This is a genomic window from Aquabacterium sp. NJ1, from assembly GCF_000768065.1.
In the GTDB taxonomy this organism is placed as follows: Bacteria; Pseudomonadota; Gammaproteobacteria; order Burkholderiales; family Burkholderiaceae_C; genus Aquabacterium.
This window is the reverse complement of record NZ_JRKM01000001.1, coordinates 1,927,685-1,945,632: the sequence shown is the minus strand read 5'-3', so window position 1 is coordinate 1,945,632 and position 17,948 is coordinate 1,927,685. Positions and strand designations below refer to the sequence as shown.

Sequence of the window (17,948 nt, the reverse complement as noted above, 5' to 3'; positions counted from 1 at the left end):
GGCGGAATCAGTGCGGCATCAGGTTAAGGAAGTCATCTCTGCTGAGCCCGGAGAACCAGGGGTGGTGTCGGCGTTGTGCCATCACCGTGCTGACCGGCGATGTGGCTCGGGCATGACTGGAGAATGTCAAGGTCTCGGCGGGGAGTTTGAAGACGGTGTTCATGACGCTGTCCCACATGGCTTGCGGTGCGGCCACCTTGGGTTGCCTCGGGCATTCTGCCGCCGAAAGCAGCCCGCCGCAAAACAGGCGGTCCCGCCACAGGAAACTCAGGCAATCGGCGGTGTGGCCCGGTGTGTTCAGGATGCGCAAGTGCTCGGCCCCCAGTTCGACCAGGCCCCCTTGCTGCAGCTGTTGCGAGCGGATCTGCGCATCAGCAGGCGCCAGGCCGTCGTGCGCGTGCGTGAACAGCCGGGCCTTGAGCAACAGATGGTGCTCCTGCAGCATGGCTTCGATGATGCGGACGTCTTGCGCCCTCGGGTCAATCACCACGGCCTCGCGCGCATCCAGGTCGGCCAGCAGGTAGCTCACCAGCCCCTGTGATTCGTCATGCAGGATGCGGAAATACATCTGCGGCCCCTAGTGAAGCCATTTCAGCCAGACGGCCGCCATCAGGGCCAAGGCACATGACCAACCAGAGAACAGCACCCGCCATAACCAGTATCGCGGCACAAAACCGACGCCGCGTACAAAGCCCGCGGCCATGGCCATGAAGACCAGGCTGGCGAGCCGGTGGTCAACGTGACCTGCCGGCGAGGTCAGCAGCGGTGGGTAGGCCGTGCCTGCCAGCATGATGGCCAGTGCCACGATCAGGCTGGGCCAGTGCAAAGGCCGCCCGTCGGGCATGTTTGGCGCTTCTGGCAGCCGTGCGAGGGGCTCGTTGCGCATGGCCAAGCCGTTCAAGCGTCGTCAGATGAGCGATGCGATTGCACGCGGGCGTCCTGGTTTTCTCCCCACATCGCGTTGAGGATGGCCAGGAGCACGGCGAAGCCGATGCCCAGAATCCAGGTGAAGTACCACATGAGATGCTCCTTATGTTGGCTGCTGGTTCGTTCAGGCCGTCAATACGCGGCGTGATCGTGCTCGCGGATGTAGGCCTCGGTGACCTTGCCGCGCATCACGCGGTAGGCCCAGGCGGTGTAACTGATGATCAGCGGCATGAAGATCAGCGTGGCCCAGAACATCAGGCTCAAGGTCAGGTGGCTGGAGACGCTGTCCCACACCGTGAGGCTGGCATTGGGCGCGCTGCTTGAGGGCATGACAAAGGGGAACATGCTGCAGCCAGCCGTGCCGATCACGCCGACGATGCCCAGTGACGAGGCCACGAAGGCGCTGAGCGTCCGGCGGGCCTTCATCAGGAGCGCCGCCCCGAGCGCCCCGAGCACACCCAGGGCGGGCAGCAACCACAGGGCCGGTGCGCGGCCGTAGTTGGCCATCCAGGCACCTGCTTCGCGCACCACCGTCTTGTTCAAGGGGTCGGGCAGGGCAGCCGTGTCCAGCATGGACGTGATGCGGTAGCCCGGGATGGTTTGCAGCCAGACACCCGCGCCGATGAAGGCCACGACCATCACCAAGGCCGCGCCCGTGCCCGCCGAGATGGCTCTTTGTTGAACGGTGCCTTCGGTGCGGTGGGCCAGGTAGCTGGCACCTTGCAAGGTGATCATCGCGCTGCTGACCACGCCGGTGAGCAAGGCAAAGGGGTTGAGCAGTTGCCAGAAGGTACCGCTGTAGCTGGGCACCAGGTAGATGTCAAAGTTGAAGGGCACACCCTGCAGCAAGTTGCCGAAGGCCACGCCAAAGATCAGGGGTGGCACGGCGCCGCCCACGAACAGGCCCCAGTCCCAGGTGTTGCGCCAGGTGGCGTTGTGGATCTTGCTGCGGTAGTCAAAGCCGACCGGCCTGAAGAACAGGGCCCACAGCACGGCCAGCATGGCCCAGTAGAAGCCGCTGAACGCGGAGGCATACACCAGCGGCCACGCGGCAAAGATGGCACCGCCCCCGGTGATGAACCACACCTGGTTGCCATCCCAGTGCGGGCCGACGGTGTTGATGACAACACGGCGTTCGACATCGTTGCGGCCGACGAAGGGCAGCAAGGTGCCCACCCCCATGTCGTGCCCATCCATGATGGCGAAGCCGACCAGCAGCACACCGACCAGCAGCCACCAGATGACTTTGAGCGTAGGGTAATCAAGCATGTCTTTCTCCTGGATGTCTGCGCGTCAGTGAGCGGGCTCGTTCATGTAGCGGCCCGTGCCCAGGCTGCCGGGCCCCATGCGCGCGAACTTCACCATCAGGAACATCTCCACCACCAACAGCACGGTGTAGAAACCAATGAAGCCGGCCAGCGAGCCATAGAGGCTTTCAACGCTGAGCGTGGAGACGCTCAGGTGGGTGGGCAGCACGCCGTAGATCGTCCAGGGTTGGCGACCGTATTCGGCGACGAACCAGCCCAGCTCGCAGGCCAGCCACGGTGTGGGCAGCATGATCAGGGCCCAGCGCAGCAGCCAGCGGTGCTTCTGGCAGGCGCCTTTGAGCGTGCTCCAGAAGGCCATGGCAAACAGGGCCAGCATGGCGAAGCCCAGCCCGACCATGGCGCGGAAGCCCCAGAACATCGGTGTGACGCGGGGGATGGTGTCGCGTGCTGCCTGGTCGATCATGGCGGGCGTGGCCTGGCGGACGTCACTCACATACTTCTTGAGCAGCAACCCGAAGCCCAGGTCATGCTTGTTGTCTTCGAGCACCTTGCGGGCCACGGTGTCCTGCCGGTTGTGGCGCAAGGTCTCCAGCGCGGTGACGGCCACGATGCCGCGCACGATGCGTTCGCGATTGCGCTCGACGATGTCATGGATGCCCGGAATCTGCTTGCTCACCGAGCGTGTGCCGATCAGGCCCATGACATAAGGCACCTCGATTTCCCAGTCGTTCTTGCGTTGTGCTTCGTTGATGCCTGCGATGAGCTTGAGTCCGGCAGGCGCTGGCTCGGTGTGCCACATGGCTTCGAGTGCGGCCATCTTGGTTTGCTGCGCTTCGCCCACGGTGTAGCCCGACTCATCGCCCAGCACGATCACGCTGAGCACAGAGGCGAGGCCGAAGGCCGAGGCCACCCGGAAGCTGCGCTTGGCGAATTCGACATCACGCCCCTTGAGCAGGTACCAGCTCGACACGGACAGCACGAACATGGCGCCCGTGACGTAGCCGGCGGACACGGTGTGAACGAACTTGGCCTGCGCATCCGGGTTGAAGACGACGGCCCAGAAGTCGACCATCTCCATGCGCATGGTCTGCCAGCTGAACTCGGCCCCCACCGGGTTCTGCATCCAGCCATTGGCGATCAGGATCCACAAGGCCGACAGGTTGGTGCCCAGGGCCATGAGCAGGGTCACCAGCAAATGCTGGGTGCGGCTCAGGCGGTCCCAACCAAAGAAGAACAGGCCGATGAAGGTGGATTCGAGGAAGAAGGCCATCAGGCCTTCGATGGCCAGCGGGGCGCCGAAGATGTCGCCCACATAGTGCGAGTAGTAGGCCCAGTTGGTGCCGAACTGGAACTCCAGCGTGATGCCGGTGGTGACGCCCAGCGCGAAGTTGATGCCAAAGAGCTTGCCCCAGAAGCGCGTCATGTCCTTCCAGATGACCTGCCCGGTCATGACGTAGACGCTTTCCATGATGACCAGCATCCAGACCATGCCCAGTGTCAGCGGCACGAAGAGGAAGTGGTACATCGCCGTGGCGGCGAACTGCAGCCGCGAGAGGTCGACAAGTTGTTCTGAGATCACTTGGAAGCTCCTTGAGCGGGCGCAGGCTGTGCCGCGACCCCTAATTGCATGGCTGCGCGTTCGGTGTCCACGATGACGCGCTCATCGCGCACAAAGAGTTGCCACAGCGCCGCCAGGGCGATCAGCTTGATCGCCACAGCCGTGATGACATGACGCAGCAAACGTCGGTCTGTCTGATTCATGTCCAGGTTCATTACAGGATTCGTGCCAGCGCGATAGGGTGATTCGTGCTTTATGAATCAGTGACTTACGTGTGTTTTGACTGGCGGTGATGCCAAATTGGCAGTTGCATTCATGCCAGATTGGCATAAACTGGCATGCGCGCCAAATACTGTTGGGGGTACCGTATGTCCGTGCTGCCGTCGGAGCTCATCGACTATCTCAACACGCTCGCCGAGCCGCACATCCTCTTCGATGAGCAGTACCGCATCCTGGCGGCCAACGCGGCCTATCGACGGCGATATGGCGCGTTCGAGTCGGTTGTGGGCCGCACCTGTTACGAGGTTTCGCACCACTTCGACCGGCCTTGTGATCAGGCCGGGGAGAGTTGCCCGCTGAGCCAGGCCCGGCATTCCGGGCAGCGCGAACGTGTGCTGCACCTCCATCACACGCCCGCTGGTGAGGCGTATGTCGATATCGAGCTGATCCCCTTGCGCAACCCGAACGGGGACTTGACCCTCTTTGTTGAAAAGATGGACGAGTTGAACGCTGGCAGCGGTGCGGTGACGGGCGAGGGGCTGGTGGGGCGCTCGGCCCCATTCCGCGAGATGCTGGAGCTGGTCTCGCGGGTGGGGCCTTCGCAGGCTGCGGTCTTGCTGCGCGGCGAGTCGGGCACGGGCAAGGAGCTGGTGGCCAGGGCGGTGCACACGGCGAGCAAGCGTGCCAAAGGGCCGCTGGTGGTGGTCGAATGCGCTTCGTTGACGGAGACGCTTTTCGAGAGCGAGCTGTTCGGGCATGAGAAGGGCGCGTTCACGGGGGCGACCAGTGCCAAGCCCGGGCTGGTGGAGGCTGCAAGCGGTGGCACCTTGTTTCTGGACGAGGTCGGTGACATCCCCTTGCCCATGCAGGTCAAGTTGCTGCGCTTGCTGGAGTCGGGCACGTATCGGCGTGTGGGCAGCACGGCCTTGCGGCGCGCCGATGTGCGCGTGGTGTCGGCCACGCACCGTGATTTGCCCGCCATGATCGAGGCGGGGCTGTTTCGCGAGGACCTGTTTCATCGTCTGAGCGTCTTCCCGATCGACCTGCCGCCTTTGCGTGAACGCGGTGAGGATTTGCCGCTGCTGGCCAACACCATGCTCCAGCGCATCGAGCCGGAACGCCAGCTGCAGTTCAGCGAGGGCGCGATGGCCGAGCTCAGCGCCTGCGACTTTCCCGGCAATGTGCGAGAGCTGCGCAATGTGGTCGAGCGCGCCACCTTGTTGTGTGATGGCGATCTGATCGAGGCATCGCATGTCCGGCGTGCGTTGTCTGGCCACATGGGGCGCACGGTGGCCAGCGTGGGCACACCTTGGCCGCGTGAAGGGCAAGGCGCGGCAGTGACGACCATCAAGGACATCGCGAGCAAGGCCTTGCGTGCCCAGTTGGCCCACCACCAGGGCACGCGCGCCGAGCTGGCCAGGAAGTTGGGCATCAGCCCCAGGTCCTTGTACCGCAAGCTCAAGGAGATCGAGCCTGATCGCTGAGCCGCTTGGGCCGCCCGGCTCAAGATGCTGGCAGCGCGCGTGATCGGCGTTGTGTGTTCAATGCATACTGAATGACACAGGAGCAGTCTATGTCGTCAAACCACTCATGGCGAGCCAATGGGCTCGTGGCCTTTTTCTGTCTGTGTGGCCTGTGCTGCATGAGCGCCCAGGCCCAGTCCGTCGGTCACGAGCCGGTGCCCGGCAGCGATGGCCAGCCCGGTGAGGGCACCTTGCAGGCGATTCCCTCGCTGGACCTGCCTCGGTACATGGGCTCCTGGTTCGAGATCGCCAAGTTCCCCAACCGGTTTCAGCGCAAATGCACCGGCGCGACCCGTGCGGACTACAGCCTGCAAGCGGATGGCGGGGTGCAGGTCATCAACCGTTGCCGGGTGGACAGCGGTGAAACGATCGAAGTCATCGGCGCCGGGCGGCAGTTGGGGCCAGCCACGTCACCCAAACTGGAGGTTCGTTTTGCACCAGCATGGTTGTCCTTCCTGCCCTTTGTCTGGGGCGACTACTGGGTCATCGACCTGGATGCGCAGTACCAGCTGGTGGCGGTGAGCGAGCCCAAACGGGAATACCTCTGGATTCTGTCCCGCACTCCGCATGTGGCGCCCAAGGACTACCAGGCCTTGCTGGCCCGCCTGTCGAAGATGGGGTTCGACCTGAGCAAGCTTGAGGCCACCAAACAGGATTGACCGATGGCGTGGGGCCCTTTGCTCAAGGGCCCTTAGCGGCGTTTCGATGTTTTGGCCGGTGGGCGTGGTGGCAAGCCCAGCGCCGCCCGCGCCAGCGCATCGGCCTCCCCATTGCGGTGTTGCGGTATCCATTGCAGGCGGGTGTGATCGAACGCTTGCAGCAGCGCTCGGGCCTCGTTGAACAAGGTGCTCAGGCGCGCAATGGGCTTGGCCGGCTTCACGCCACCCAGTTGCTCAATCAGGATGCTGCTGTCGCTGTGCACCTGCAGCGAGCGGGCGCCGTGTTGTTGCAAGGCCTGCAGCGCCGCGATCAGCGCACGTACCTCGGCCTCATTGTTGCAGCCGGTGGTGTGCGTCGCCATTGACAGCGTGTGCCGGCTGCCATCTGGCGCGATGAGGGTCGCGCCCAGGCCCATGCGGCCCGGGTTGGGCAGGGCGCTGCCATCGCAGTGCACGATCCAGTTCGCAGCTTGTTCTTCAACCACGCCCAGCGATCAGAAGAATGCCTGGATGCCCGTCTGCGCCCGCCCCAGGATCAGCGCATGCACATCGTGCGTGCCTTCATACGTGTTGACCACTTCGAGGTTGACCAGGTGGCGCGCCACGCCGAACTCGTCGCTGATGCCGTTGCCGCCCATCATGTCGCGCGCCAGGCGGGCGATGTCCAGGGCCTTGCCGCAGTTGTTGCGCTTCATGATCGAGGTGATCTCGACGGCGGCCTTGCCTTCGTCCTTCAGGCGGCCCAGTCGGAGGCTGCCTTGCAGGCCCAGGGCGATCTCGGTCTGCATGTCGGCCAGCTTCTTCTGGATGAGCTGGTTGGCGGCCAGTGGGCGGCCGAACTGGATGCGGTCCAGCGTGTACTGGCGGGCGCGGAACCAGCAGTCTTCGGCGGCGCCCATCGCGCCCCACGAGATGCCGTAGCGCGCCGAGTTCAGGCAGGTGAAGGGGCCCTTCAAGCCACGCACCTCGGGGAAGGCGTTTTCTTCGGGCACGAACACATCGTCCATCACGATCTCGCCGGTGATGGAAGCACGCAGGCCCACCTTGCCGTGGATGGCCGGTGCGCTCAGGCCCTTGAAGCCCTTTTCCAGCACGAAGCCGCGGATGTGGTCCTTGCCGTCTTCATTGAGCTTGGCCCACACCACGAACACATCGGCAATCGGCGAGTTGCTGATCCACATCTTGTTGCCGCGCAGGGTGTAGCCACCGTCCACCTTGGTGGCGCGCGTGAGCATGCCGGCCGGGTCCGAGCCGTGGTTGGGTTCGGTCAGGCCGAAGCAGCCGATGTACTCGCCGCTGGCCAGCTTGGGCAGGTACTTGCGTTTGGTGGCCTCGTTGCCGAACTCGTTGATGGGCACCATGACCAGCGAGGACTGCACGCTCATCATCGAGCGGTAACCCGAGTCCACGCGTTCCACCTCGCGGGCGATCAGGCCGTAGCTCACGTAGTTCAGGCCCGCACCGCCGTATTCGGCAGGGATGGTGGCGCCCAGCAGGCCCAGCTCACCCATCTCGCGGAAGATGGCCGGGTCCGTCTGCTCCTTGCGGAAGGCCTCGGTCACGCGCGGCAGCAGCTTGTCTTGCGCATAGTTGCGGGCCGCGTCCTTGATCATGCGTTCTTCCTGCGTGAGCTGGTCGTCCAGCAGCAAGGGGTCGGCCCAGTTGAACGATGCGTTGGTGGTGCTCATGGTGTGTGTCCTGTCTGTCAATGTGGGGCGCGTTCTTGTTGTTGCAGCTCTCGCCACTGGATCTTGCCAGTGCCGGAGCGGGGCAGGGCGTCGGTGAATTGAACGATGCGTGGGGCCTTGTAGGCAGCCATATGGCCGTGGGCCCAGTCGATGATGGTTTGTTCGCTGACCTGGCCGCGTTGCTCGGGCTTGAGCACGACCACGGCCTTGACGGTTTCACCGCGCTTGGCATCTGGCGAGGCGATCACGCAGACCTCCTGGATGGCGGGGTGGTGGTACATCAAGGCTTCGACCTCCGCTGGCCAGACCTTGAAGCCCGAGGCATTGATCATGCGCTTGAGGCGGTCGACCATGAAGAAGTAACCGTGCTCGTCCACGCGCGCCAGGTCGCCGGTGCGCAGAAAGCGCTTGCCATCGCGTTCGATGAAGGTGTCGGCATCCGCCTGCGGGTTGCGCCAGTAGCCCTTCATCACCTGCGGGCCGTTGACGATGATCTCGCCCACTTCGTTGGGCGGCAGCTCTTCAAAGGTGAGCGGGTCCACCACGCGCGCGTCCACATCGAAGATGGGGATGCCCAGGCATTGCTTCATGGGGCGCTGCGTGGGGTTCACATGCGTGGCGGCCATGGTCTCGGACATGCCATAGCCCTCGATGTAATCGAGGCCCGTGAGCGCTTTCAGCTTGGCGGCGATCGCCTCGGGCATGGCCGCGCCACCGCCCCCGATGCTGACCAGGCTGCTCAGGTCGAATTCGTTGATGCGTGGGTGGCTGAGCATGTCCACCACCATGGTGGAAATCACCTGTGCACCCGTGATCTTGTAGCGGGCGATGCACTGCAGGGCCACTTCGCGGTCCCAGCGGGGCAGCAGCACGGCGGTGGCGCCCAGGTAGAGCGTGCCGTTCATGGCGTTCTGCATGCCCGTCACGTGGAAGAAAGGCAGCACGGCCAGTTGCACGCCATCAGGCGAGCTCTTGAGCCACACGCCGCGTGCCACCACGTTGTACATGACGCTGCGGTGCGTGTGCATGCAGCCTTTGGGGTGGCTGGTGGTGCCCGAGGTGTAGGGCAGCACGGCCAGGTCGTCCGGCCCGGCTTGCATGGGGCCAGGCTGGTGGCCGCTGTTCAGCGCCTCGGCCCAGGCCACGGCGCCAGCGTCATGCACGGCCTGGCGTGGTGCGGCCACGAAGTCGGGCACGCGCAGGTCGGTGGGCGCTTCGAGGTAATCGCTGTAGGTGGCGACGATGGCGTGTTGCAGGCCTTGCCCTGTTTGGCGGTCTTCTTGCAGCAAGGGCTGGAGCTGGGCATACAGCTCTTGCGATACGAAGGCGACCTGGGCTTGCGCGTCGCTCACATAGTGGCGCAGCTCCTCGCTCAGGTTCATGGGGTTGACCGGCACCACCACGGCGTCAGCCCGCAGGATGGCGTAGTAGGCGAGCACGAACTGCGGGCTGTTCTGCATGTAGAGCAGCACGCGGTCGCCCTTCTTCACGCCACAGGCTTGCTGCAGGTAGCCCGCCAGGCGCTCGCTCTCGTCCTTGAAGCGCGCGAAGCTGATCAAGGTGTCATAGAAGACCAGGTAGGGCTTGTCGGGCGCACGCTGCGCTGCCACCTCCACGTTGTGGAAGAGGTGCGTGGCCGGCAAGTCCAGGTGCCGGGGGATGCCGGGTGGCCAGTTGGCGAGGTGGCGGTCTGACATGGCCTGTAGTGTGCCTGTTGCCTGGGTGCGTCAGGCCTGGCCCAGCGCGATGTAGCGCGCCAGGTGGTGGTCTTCGTCACCCAGCTGGTGGTCGATCATCACCAGGCGCTTGGCGTAGTGCGACAAGGGCAGCTCCCAGGTCATGCCGATGCCACCATGCAGCTGGATGCATTCTTCAGCCACGAGCGTGCCGATGCGCCCGATGCTGTACTTGGCGGCAGACAGCGCACGTTCACGCGTGATGCGGTCTGGGTTCTCCAGCGCGGCCGCCGCGTTGATCACGGCCGAGCGGGCCTGCTCGATCTCCAGCAGCAGGGTGGCCATGCGGTGCTGCAGGGCCTGGAAGCTGCCGATGGGCACGCCAAACTGCTTGCGTGTCTGCAGGTAGTCGATGGTGGCTTGCTTGGCCACTTCCATGGCGCCCAGTGATTCGGCGCACAAGGCCAGCACGCCGCGCCCGATGGCGTGTTCCAGCGTGGCCAGGCCTTGCCCTTCGGCGCCCAGCAGCGCGCTGGCGGGCAGCCTGACTTGATGGAGTTGCACTTCGGCTGCGCGGCCGCCATCGATGGTCGGGTAGCCGCGCACGCTCAGGCCCGGCACGTCGGCGGGCACGATGAACAGCGAGATGCCCTGTTCATCGTTCACCTGACCCGCCGTGCGCGCCGAGACGATCAGCAGCTGCGCATGGTCGCCCGCGGGCACAACGGCCTTGTGGCCATTGAGCACCCAGCCCTCGCCGGTGCGCGCGGCGGTGGTCTGTACATGGGCGAGTTCGTAGTGCGATGCCGGTTCGCCGTGCGCCAGGGTGCCCACGGTGCTGCCGTCGATCAGGTCTTCCAGCAGGGCGCGTTGGGCCTCGTCGCCGGCATGCGCCAGCGCGCTGCCCGCCAGCACCGCCGAGGCCAGGAAGGGCTCGACGACCAGCCCGCGCCCCAGCGCCTCGAACACCACGGCGATGTCAAAACCGGCGCCGCCGTAGCCGCCATGGGCCTCATCGAACAAGGCACCGATCACGCCCATCTCGGCAAACTGGGCCCAGTGCTGCGGGCTGAAGCCCGTGGGGGACGCGACATTGGCCAGGTGGGCGTCAAACGTGTACTGCTCGGCCACATAGCGGTTGAGCGTGTCCGCCAGCATGCGGCGGTCTTCTGTGTGTGTGAAGTTCATGTCAGAGCCCCAGGATCATTTTGGAGATGATGTTCTTCTGGATCTCGTTGGACCCACCGAAGATCGACAGCTTGCGGTTGTTGAAGTACTGGGCCGCTGCACTGGCCGCTTCCGGCTGGCCCAGCGGTTCACCCGTGTAGCCGTCTTCCATGGCTTCGTGCACAAAGGGCAGGGCATACGGCCCCATGGCGCGGCGCATCAGCGCGTTGAGTTCCTGGCGGATCTCGGTGCCCTTGATCTTGAGCATGGAGCTCTCCGCGCCCGGCGCACCGCCACCGGCCACGGCGGCGATCACGCGCAGGTTGGTGGTCTTCATGTTCTCCAGGTCGATCTCGACCTTGGCCATGCGCGCGGCAAACAGCGGGTCTTGCGCCAGGGGCTTGCCGTGTTTCATCACGCGGCTGGCCACCAGCTTGAGGCGTTCCATGGCCGCCACCGAGAAGCCCACGCCCGCGATGTTGGTGCGCTCGTAGGTCAGCAGGTACTTGGCGCAGGTCCAGCCCTTGTTCTCTTCGCCCACCAGGTTCTCGACGGGCACCTTCACGTCGGTGAAAAAGACTTCGTTGACCTCGTGCTCGCCGTCCAGCGTGATGATGGGCCGCACTTCCACGCCGGGTGTGGCCATGTCGATCAACAGGAAGCTGATGCCTTCCTGCTTCTTGGCTTCGCGGTTGGTGCGCACCAGGCAGAAGATCATGTTGGCGTGGTGGCCCAGCGTGGTCCAGGTCTTCTGGCCGTTGACGATGTAGTGGTCACCCCGGCGCTCTGCACTGGTCTTCACCGAGGCAAGGTCCGAGCCGGCACCAGGCTCCGAGTAGCCCTGGCACCACCAGTCCTGGCCGTTGAGGATGCGGGGTAGCCAGTGGCGCTTTTGCGCCTCGTTGCCGTACTTGATGAGCACGGGCCCCAGCATGTTGAGGCCGAAGGGCACGGTGCGCGGGCAATAGGCCAGGGCGCACTCGTTTTCGAAGATGAACTTCTGGATGGCGTTCCAGCCGGTGCCGCCGTAAGCCTGGGGCCAGTGGTTGGCCAGCCAGCCTTGCGCGTTGAGGATGGCGTGCCACTCCTCGTGGTCCGCCTTGCTCAGGTGGACGCCGTGGCGCACCTTGTCGGTCAAGCGCTGGGGCACCTTGTCGCGCAAGAAGGCGCGCACCTCGTCGCGAAAGGCTTGTTCTTCAGGGGTGAAACTCAAGTCCATGATCGGGGTCCTTGGGTCAGTAGATTTCAAACAGGCCGGCCGCGCCCATGCCGCCTGCGATGCACATGGTCACCACGGCCCATTTCACGCCGGGGTTCTGCGCCTTGCGGCGGCGGCCTTCCAGCAGCACGTGGCCCACCAGGCGCGCGCCCGTCATGCCGAAGGGGTGGCCGATCGAGATGGCGCCGCCGTTCACGTTCAAGCGTTCATCGGGGATGCCCAGCTGTTGCTGGCAGTAGATGCTTTGCGAGGCGAAGGCTTCATTGAGTTCCCACAGGTCGATGTCCTCGACCTTCAGGCCGTGGCGTGCCAGCAGCTTGGGCACGGCGAACACCGGGCCGATGCCCATTTCATCGGGCTCGCAGCCGTGCACGGCCATGCCACGGAAGGCGCCCAGCGCTTGCAGGCCCAGGCGCTCGGCCTCCTTGCGCTCCATCAGCACGCAGGCCGAGGCGCCGTCTGACAACTGGGAGGCGTTGCCCGCGGTGATGAACTGGTCGGCGCCACGCACGGGCGGCAGCTTGGCCAGTGATTCATAGCTCGTGCCGGGGCGGTTGCAGGTGTCATGGTCCGCCGTGGCTTGCTGCTGCGTGACTTCCTTGGTGTCCTTGTTGACCACGGCCATGGTCGTGGTGACGGGCACGATCTCGTCCTTGTAGCGCCCTGCGGCCTGCGCCTCGGCAGTCTTGCGCTGGCTCTCGACTGAGAAGCGATCCTGCGCTTCGCGGCTGATGCCATAACGTTTGGCCACGATGTCGGCCGTCTCGATCATGGCCATGTACAGCGCGGGCTTGCGCTCGACGATCCACGGGTCCATGCCCGAATCGCCGTCTTCACGTGTCCTGATGCCAGAGATGCTTTCCACCCCGCCGGCGATCATGGCCGGGGCGCCGTCCACGATGATGCGGCTGGCGGCCATGGCGATGGCCTGCAGGCCCGATGCGCAGAAGCGGTTGACCGTGGTGCCGGCAATGCTGATGGGCAGTTCGCTGCGGATGATGGCCTGGCGCGCGATGTTGCGGCCCGTGGTGCCTTCGGGGTAGCCGCAGCCCAGGATGGCGTCTTCGATCAGCCCGGGGTCGATGCCCGCGCGCTGCACGGCAGCCTTCACGGCGAACGAGGCCAGCGTGGGGCCCGGGGTGATGTTGAGCTCGCCCCGGTGCGACTTGGTCAGCGGGGTGCGGGCGGTGGACACGATGACGGCTTCACGCATGGTTTTGGTCTCCTTGGGTATGGGGGATCAGGCCTTGTTCAGGCTCTCGAAATCACGGCCTTCTTCCACCAGCTTGACCAGCAGCGCGGCGGGTTGCCAGAACAGCGGATCTTCTTTCGCAAAGGCGCGGATGTCGGCCAGGATCTGGGGCAGGCCGACCATGTCGGCGTACTTCATGGGGCCGCCGCGCCAGCGCGGAAAGCCATAGCCGTGCACCAGGGTCACGTCCACATCCAGCGGGCGCAGGGCGATGCCTTCTTCCACCACCTTGGCGCCTTCATTGATCATGGCCGCGAGGTAGCGGCGCTGCAACTCGTCCGCGGTGAATGACCTTGGCGTGATCCCGGCCTTGGCGCGTTCTTCGGTCACGATGGCCAGCACCTCGGGGTCCGGTGTGCCGTTGCGCGCGCCATTGGGGTAGAGGTAGTAGCCGCGGCCGGTCTTCTGGCCGAACCAGCCGCGCTCGCACAGCTTGTCGGCGATGTGCACGTAGCGTGAGGGCTTGGCGTTGGGGTCACGCGTGGCGGCGCGGCGCTTGCGCGTGGCCCAGCCGATGTCACCACCGGCCAGATCACTCACTTCATACGGGCCCATGGGGTAGCCAAACGCCCGGGCCATCTGGTCGATGTCATAAGGCGAGGCGCCGTCTTCCATCATGTAGTCGGCGGCGGTGCGGTAGGTGGCCAGGATGCGGTTGCCGATGAAGCCGTCGCACACCCCCGCGCGCACGGGCACCTTCTTGAGCAGGCGCGCCAGCTCGAAGCCGGTGGCCACGACGTCGGCGCTGACCCTGGCTGGCACCACGATCTCCAGCAGCTTCATGATGTTGGCGGGCGAAAAGAAGTGCAGGCCGATCACATCCTGCGGACGGAAGATGGCGTTGGCGATCTCGTTGATGTCCAGGTAGGAGGTGTTGGTGGCCAGCACGGCGCCGGGTTTGCAGACGGCATCCAGCTGCTTGAACACGGCGTGCTTGACGGCCATGTCTTCGAACACCGCTTCGACCACCAGATCAGCCTGGGCCAGCGCGCTGTAATCGGTGGCGCCGGTGAGCCGCTCCAGGATGGCGGTTTTGCCCTCGGTGGTGAGCCGCTGCTTGGCAATCAGGCCGTCGTACACCTTCTCGACGCGGGCGATGCCTTGCGCCAGGGCGGCGGCATCGCGCTCCAGCATGGTCACGTGCAGGCCTGCATCCAGCATGGCCACGGTGATGCCGGCGCCCATGGTGCCGCCGCCGATCACGCCCACTTCCTTGATCGGGCGGGGCTTGGCGGCCTTGGTCTCGGGGGCCTTGAGCACTTCGCGCTCGGCGAAGAAGCTGTGGATCAGGCCGGCGCGCTGGGGGCTGGCCAGGCACTGCTCGAACAAGGTGCGCTCGGTGCGTTGGCCTTCGTCGAAAGGCTGGTCCAGTGCGGCCTGCACGCAGTCCACGATCCTGGCGGGCGAGAACAGGCCGCGCTTCTTGGCCACGTCGGCGCGCGCTGCGTCAATGGCGACTTGGTGCTTGACGCGGTCGGCCAGGGCTTCGGTCTGGTCGCGTGTGCGGCGCACGGCCCCGCCTTCGCTGAGCACGTGGCGCACATAGGCCAGGCCTTCGGCTTGCACATCGTCGCTGGTGGCGACGAGGTCGATCAGGCCCATGCGCAGCGCCTCCTGCGCGCCCACATGGCGGCCGCTGAGCATCATGTCCAGCGCAGCCTGGGCGCCCACCAGGCGCGGGGCGCGTTGTGTGCCGCCGGCACCGGGCAGCAGGCCCAGTTGCACTTCGGGCAGGCCCAGCTTGGCACTGGCCGTGGCCACGCGGTAATGTGCGGACATGGCCACCTCCAGCCCACCGCCCAGCGCAGGGCCGTGGATGGCCGCCACCACGGGCTTGGTGCAGGCCTCGATGGCGTTGCACACATCGGGCAGGGCGGGCGCTTGCGGCGGCAGGCCGAACTCGCGGATGTCGGCGCCCGCGATGAAGGCCTTGCCCTGACCCACGATCAGCACGGCGTGCACCTCGGCATCGGCCTGGGCCTGGGTGATGGCCTGCTGCAGGCCGCGCCGCACCGCCACGCCCAGGGCATTGACGGGCGGGTTGTCGATGGTGACCACGGCGATGTGGTTTTGAACCGTCAGCTGAACGGGGTGGTGCGCGGTGTTCATGTTGGGCCTCCTCCTGGCGCGCCGGACGACAGCCCGGCGTGGAACATGCATTGTTCGAGAAGCATTTGCGCTTGACAATCCCTGTTACCGTTGACAGACTGTCAAATCATTTTGAACAATCAGACGGAGCCCAACATGCCCAAAGGTCAACGCAACAGCAAGGAAGCGAAGAAGCCCAAGAAGGATCTGTCGCCGGCCAAACCTGTGTCGGCGGGTGCCGTGATGCCCACCAAGGTGACCGTGGTGCCCGAGCGCAGCAAGAAGAAGTAAGGCGCCAGGGGGGATGGGCGTGCGCAGCCTTCTCAAGTGAGCGTCATCCGCAGATGGAGCTGCAATCCCTGACCCTGCTGGTCGAGATTCTGGACGCCGGCAACCTCAGCGAGGCGGCGCGCCGGCTCAAGATGAGCCGCGCCAACGTCAGCTACCACCTGGGTACCTTTGAGCGGGCCGTCGGCCAGCAACTGGTGCGCCGTACCACCCGCCGCATCGAGCCCACCGAGATCGGCCTGCAGCTGTATGAACACGGCCGCAAGATTCGCAATGAGCTGGAGGCCGCGCGCGAGTCCGTGGCCACGCTGGGGCAGAGCCTGCAAGGGCGCGTGCGCCTGAGTGTGCCCAGTGGTTATGGGCAAATGGTGATGTCGCCCTGGCTGATCGACTTCAAGCGCGCCTACCCCGGCATCGTGCTGGACGTGGTCTTCGAGAACCGCGTGGTCGACCTGCTGCGCGACGAGGTGGACATCGCCGTGCGCGTGATGTCGGACCCGCCCGACAACCTGGTCGCGCGCGACATGGGGCCCGTGCGTTACGTGGCCTGCGCCTCCAAGGCCTATGCCCAGGCGCATGGCCTGCCCGCGCAGCTCGAAGACCTGGACAAGCTGCCCGTGATCACCTCGGGGGTGGTGGGGCGGCAGCTGCGGCTGTCAGCCTACCTGCATGGCGAGCGCCACGAGGTGCCCCTGTCACCCACCTTGACTTCAGAGAACTTCGCCTTCCTGCGCGAGGCCATCCTGGCCGGCCTGGGCCTGGGCCTGGTGCCAGACTATGTGGTGCATGACGCGGTGGCTTCGGGCGAGGTGCTGACCACGCTGGATGACTGGAAGCTCAGCATCTTCGGCACGCGCATGGTGATGCTCTACATGCCCAACCGCCACCACACGCGGGCGGCGTCCACCTTCATCGAATTTGTCCTGGAAAAGGCGCGGCAATCCGTGTGATGGTGGCGGGCTGGAAGCGCATGTTGAAGTGGCGTGCCTTGATCACCGCCAGCACCTTGCCGCGCGACAGATCAGGGAAGTAAGCCGCATCGAAGCGGGCCTCCAGCATGGTGGCCCATTGCACCTGGCCGGTGGCGCTGGGTGTGTAGACGTACTCGTGCCCTTCCCAGTGCTGGCCGAAGGTGCGCAGGAAGCGCGGGATCAAGGCCGCATTGAACGGCGTGGACGGGCCCTTTTCCTGGAAGGCGAACTCGGCAAAGGTGTGGCCCTGGTGCTGCACGCGCACGCGGTCGACGCCATCCTGGCCGTAGTAGATGCGGAAGTCCGCCCGGTCCTTGGGGATGCCCCAGTTGCGCCGGCCGTTGACCACGCTGTCATACGTGGACACGAAGCAGCGCGTGATCGAGCGTGTTCTTTGCGAGCTGAAGCTCAGGGGCCCGGGGATGTAGAGCAGCTCCTTGTAGGCACCGCAGGGGGACTCGTGGTAGTCCACGAACATCATCAGGGCCAGGCGGCCGCGGTGCGTGTGGGCCAGATCAGGCGGCAGGAAGCTGTTGGTGTCGATCACCTCGCGTGGCATCCACACGGCCACGATGTAGCCGTTGCCCGTGATGTCCCATGGCGCGGGGGCCAGGGGCACATTGGGCAGGTCCTCACTTTTTTCCAGTACGTGTGCTTCGTTGCTCATGGCGTGCGGCTCTGCGGCGGCGCTTCAATCCGGTTCAGGCGCGCAGCCTACAGCACTTTGATCAGCCAATCGTTGATGTCTTCGACTTCTTCCAGGCACAGGCTGTGGGCCATGGGGTAGTCATGCCATTCGACCTGGTAACCCAGCGTGGTCAAACTGGCCTGCGCGGCTTGCCCACGGCTCATGAGCACCACGTCGTCGTCCGTGCCGTGTGCCATGAAGATGGGCGTGTGCTGGTTGGCTGCATGGCGCTCGGCCTCGGTGCTGCCGGGCAGGGGCAGGTAGCCTGACAAGGCCACGATACCCGCCAGCCTGTGGGGGTAACGCAGCCCGGTCATCAGGGCCATGGCGCAGCCTTGCGAAAAGCCCATCAGCACGATGCGCCCTGGCGCGATGCCCCGTTGCACTTCGCGGTCGATCAAGGCGTTGATCGCCTGGTGCGAGCGGCGCAAGCCGGCTTCGTCTTCGCGTCTGGCCAGGTCGTTGGTGGGCAGGATGTCGTACCAGGCGCGCATCTCGTAGCCGCCATTGATGCTCACCGACATCACCGGGGCGCTGGGCAGCACGTAGCGGATGGGGCCTTGGGCGCGCAGATCCAGTTCGCGGCAGACAGGGATGAAGTCGCTGCCATCGGCCCCCAGCCCATGCAGGATGATGATGCTGGCCGTGGGGTGGGGTGCCGTTTCGAGTTCGATGGCTTCGAGTTGTTGCTTGTGATCCATGGCTTCAATCCACTTCTTGATGTGCCTGGACCTCATCCCTGACCCTCTACCATGAA

The 17,948-nt window shown here is 65.0% G+C and carries 19 protein-coding genes; 4 read left to right on the top strand and 15 right to left on the bottom strand.

Annotation, left to right across the window (positions count from 1 at the left end; translation table 11 throughout):
• Positions 1-7 precede the first annotated feature (7 nt).
• From JY96_RS08330 to cydP, 6 genes are read right to left on the bottom strand one after another with little or no spacing between them, the layout of a single operon-like run.
• On the bottom strand, positions 8-568 hold the full coding sequence (locus JY96_RS08330) for a hypothetical protein (protein ID WP_052162276.1): 561 nt from the start codon (positions 566-568) through the stop codon (positions 8-10).
• 9 nt (positions 569-577) lie between these two features.
• Positions 578-844: a cyd operon YbgE family protein gene (locus JY96_RS08325; protein WP_035041755.1), complete on the bottom strand. Its 267-nt coding sequence runs from the start codon at positions 842-844 to the stop codon at positions 578-580.
• Positions 845-897: 53 nt separating this feature from the next.
• Positions 898-1,020 carry a cytochrome bd-I oxidase subunit CydX gene (gene cydX, locus JY96_RS22800; protein ID WP_081961135.1) on the bottom strand — a complete coding sequence of 41 codons (123 nt, stop codon included), beginning with the start codon at positions 1,018-1,020 and terminating at the stop codon, positions 898-900.
• A 39-nt stretch (positions 1,021-1,059) separates the two neighbouring features.
• Complete coding sequence (gene cydB, locus JY96_RS08320) at positions 1,060-2,196, bottom strand: cytochrome d ubiquinol oxidase subunit II (RefSeq protein WP_035036562.1); 1,137 nt, start codon at positions 2,194-2,196, stop codon at positions 1,060-1,062.
• 24 nt (positions 2,197-2,220) lie between these two features.
• On the bottom strand, positions 2,221-3,774 hold the full coding sequence (locus JY96_RS08315; RefSeq protein WP_035036558.1) for a cytochrome ubiquinol oxidase subunit I: 1,554 nt from the start codon (positions 3,772-3,774) through the stop codon (positions 2,221-2,223).
• Entirely contained in the window at positions 3,771-3,956 is a 186-nt protein-coding gene (cydP, locus tag JY96_RS08310; protein ID WP_035041754.1) for a cytochrome oxidase putative small subunit CydP, read from the bottom strand. Before cydP ends, JY96_RS08315 begins: the two co-directional genes overlap by 4 nt.
• A 165-nt stretch (positions 3,957-4,121) precedes the next feature.
• Between cydP and JY96_RS08305 the strand changes: the two genes are divergently transcribed.
• Positions 4,122-5,456, top strand: a complete 1,335-nt coding sequence (locus JY96_RS08305; protein ID WP_035036556.1) for a sigma-54-dependent Fis family transcriptional regulator — start codon at positions 4,122-4,124, stop codon at positions 5,454-5,456.
• A gap of 89 nt (positions 5,457-5,545) precedes the next feature.
• Entirely contained in the window at positions 5,546-6,154 is a 609-nt protein-coding gene (locus JY96_RS08300; protein ID WP_235333878.1) for a lipocalin family protein, read from the top strand.
• Between the two features lie 32 nt (positions 6,155-6,186).
• Here JY96_RS08300 and JY96_RS08295 read toward each other — a convergent pair whose 3' ends face one another.
• From JY96_RS08295 to JY96_RS08265, 7 genes are read right to left on the bottom strand one after another with little or no spacing between them, the layout of a single operon-like run.
• Positions 6,187-6,639: a ribonuclease HI family protein gene (locus JY96_RS08295; RefSeq protein WP_035036553.1), complete on the bottom strand. Its 453-nt coding sequence runs from the start codon at positions 6,637-6,639 to the stop codon at positions 6,187-6,189.
• A 9-nt stretch (positions 6,640-6,648) separates the two neighbouring features.
• Entirely contained in the window at positions 6,649-7,842 is a 1,194-nt protein-coding gene (locus tag JY96_RS08290) for an acyl-CoA dehydrogenase (RefSeq protein ID WP_035036551.1), read from the bottom strand.
• A gap of 17 nt (positions 7,843-7,859) precedes the next feature.
• A complete protein-coding gene (locus JY96_RS08285; protein ID WP_035036549.1) occupies positions 7,860-9,539 on the bottom strand; it encodes a long-chain fatty acid--CoA ligase in 1,680 nt (559 codons plus the stop codon).
• Positions 9,540-9,569: 30 nt separating this feature from the next.
• Entirely contained in the window at positions 9,570-10,706 is a 1,137-nt protein-coding gene (locus tag JY96_RS08280; protein WP_035036547.1) for an acyl-CoA dehydrogenase family protein, read from the bottom strand.
• 1 nt (position 10,707) lies between these two features.
• Positions 10,708-11,904, bottom strand: coding sequence for an acyl-CoA dehydrogenase family protein (locus JY96_RS08275; RefSeq protein ID WP_035036545.1), 1,197 nt, complete (start codon positions 11,902-11,904; stop codon positions 10,708-10,710).
• A gap of 16 nt (positions 11,905-11,920) precedes the next feature.
• Entirely contained in the window at positions 11,921-13,117 is a 1,197-nt protein-coding gene (locus JY96_RS08270; RefSeq protein ID WP_035036543.1) for an acetyl-CoA C-acyltransferase, read from the bottom strand.
• 27 nt (positions 13,118-13,144) lie between these two features.
• Positions 13,145-15,265 carry a 3-hydroxyacyl-CoA dehydrogenase NAD-binding domain-containing protein gene (locus tag JY96_RS08265; protein WP_035036539.1) on the bottom strand — a complete coding sequence of 707 codons (2,121 nt, stop codon included), beginning with the start codon at positions 15,263-15,265 and terminating at the stop codon, positions 13,145-13,147.
• 135 nt (positions 15,266-15,400) lie between these two features.
• Here JY96_RS08265 and JY96_RS24115 point away from each other — a divergent pair, with 135 nt between their 5' ends.
• Both JY96_RS24115 and JY96_RS08260 read left to right on the top strand, forming a co-directional pair.
• Entirely contained in the window at positions 15,401-15,535 is a 135-nt protein-coding gene (locus JY96_RS24115; protein ID WP_255352669.1) for a hypothetical protein, read from the top strand.
• Between the two features lie 53 nt (positions 15,536-15,588).
• Positions 15,589-16,482, top strand: a complete 894-nt coding sequence (locus JY96_RS08260) for a LysR family transcriptional regulator (protein ID WP_035036536.1) — start codon at positions 15,589-15,591, stop codon at positions 16,480-16,482.
• Here the strand turns inward: JY96_RS08260 and JY96_RS08255 are convergent.
• Positions 16,442-17,170, bottom strand: coding sequence for an acetoacetate decarboxylase family protein (locus tag JY96_RS08255; protein ID WP_052162274.1), 729 nt, complete (start codon positions 17,168-17,170; stop codon positions 16,442-16,444). The genes JY96_RS08260 and JY96_RS08255 overlap by 41 nt on opposite strands.
• Positions 17,171-17,217: 47 nt before the next feature.
• Positions 17,218-17,892, bottom strand: coding sequence for an alpha/beta hydrolase (locus JY96_RS08250; protein ID WP_035041748.1), 675 nt, complete (start codon positions 17,890-17,892; stop codon positions 17,218-17,220).
• Positions 17,893-17,948 lie beyond the last annotated feature (56 nt).

Excerpts from the sequence above, each read along its gene's own strand:
- JY96_RS08330 (WP_052162276.1), bottom strand. The coding sequence starts at position 568 with ATGTATTTCCGCATCCTGCATGACGAATCACAGGGGCTGGTGAGCTAC.
- JY96_RS08325 (WP_035041755.1), bottom strand. The coding sequence starts at position 844 with ATGCCCGACGGGCGGCCTTTGCACTGGCCCAGCCTGATCGTGGCACTG.
- cydX (WP_081961135.1), bottom strand. The coding sequence starts at position 1,020 with ATGTGGTACTTCACCTGGATTCTGGGCATCGGCTTCGCCGTGCTCCTG.
- cydB (WP_035036562.1), bottom strand. The coding sequence starts at position 2,196 with ATGCTTGATTACCCTACGCTCAAAGTCATCTGGTGGCTGCTGGTCGGT.
- cydP (WP_035041754.1), bottom strand. The coding sequence starts at position 3,956 with ATGAATCAGACAGACCGACGTTTGCTGCGTCATGTCATCACGGCTGTG.
- JY96_RS08305 (WP_035036556.1), top strand. The coding sequence starts at position 4,122 with ATGTCCGTGCTGCCGTCGGAGCTCATCGACTATCTCAACACGCTCGCC.
- JY96_RS08300 (WP_235333878.1), top strand. The coding sequence starts at position 5,546 with ATGTCGTCAAACCACTCATGGCGAGCCAATGGGCTCGTGGCCTTTTTC.
- JY96_RS08290 (WP_035036551.1), bottom strand. The coding sequence starts at position 7,842 with ATGAGCACCACCAACGCATCGTTCAACTGGGCCGACCCCTTGCTGCTG.
- JY96_RS08285 (WP_035036549.1), bottom strand. The coding sequence starts at position 9,539 with ATGTCAGACCGCCACCTCGCCAACTGGCCACCCGGCATCCCCCGGCAC.
- JY96_RS08280 (WP_035036547.1), bottom strand. The coding sequence starts at position 10,706 with ATGAACTTCACACACACAGAAGACCGCCGCATGCTGGCGGACACGCTC.
- JY96_RS08275 (WP_035036545.1), bottom strand. The coding sequence starts at position 11,904 with ATGGACTTGAGTTTCACCCCTGAAGAACAAGCCTTTCGCGACGAGGTG.
- JY96_RS08270 (WP_035036543.1), bottom strand. The coding sequence starts at position 13,117 with ATGCGTGAAGCCGTCATCGTGTCCACCGCCCGCACCCCGCTGACCAAG.
- JY96_RS08265 (WP_035036539.1), bottom strand. The coding sequence starts at position 15,265 with ATGAACACCGCGCACCACCCCGTTCAGCTGACGGTTCAAAACCACATC.
- JY96_RS24115 (WP_255352669.1), top strand. The coding sequence starts at position 15,401 with ATGCCCAAAGGTCAACGCAACAGCAAGGAAGCGAAGAAGCCCAAGAAG.
- JY96_RS08260 (WP_035036536.1), top strand. The coding sequence starts at position 15,589 with ATGGAGCTGCAATCCCTGACCCTGCTGGTCGAGATTCTGGACGCCGGC.
- JY96_RS08255 (WP_052162274.1), bottom strand. The coding sequence starts at position 17,170 with ATGAGCAACGAAGCACACGTACTGGAAAAAAGTGAGGACCTGCCCAAT.
- JY96_RS08250 (WP_035041748.1), bottom strand. The coding sequence starts at position 17,892 with ATGGATCACAAGCAACAACTCGAAGCCATCGAACTCGAAACGGCACCC.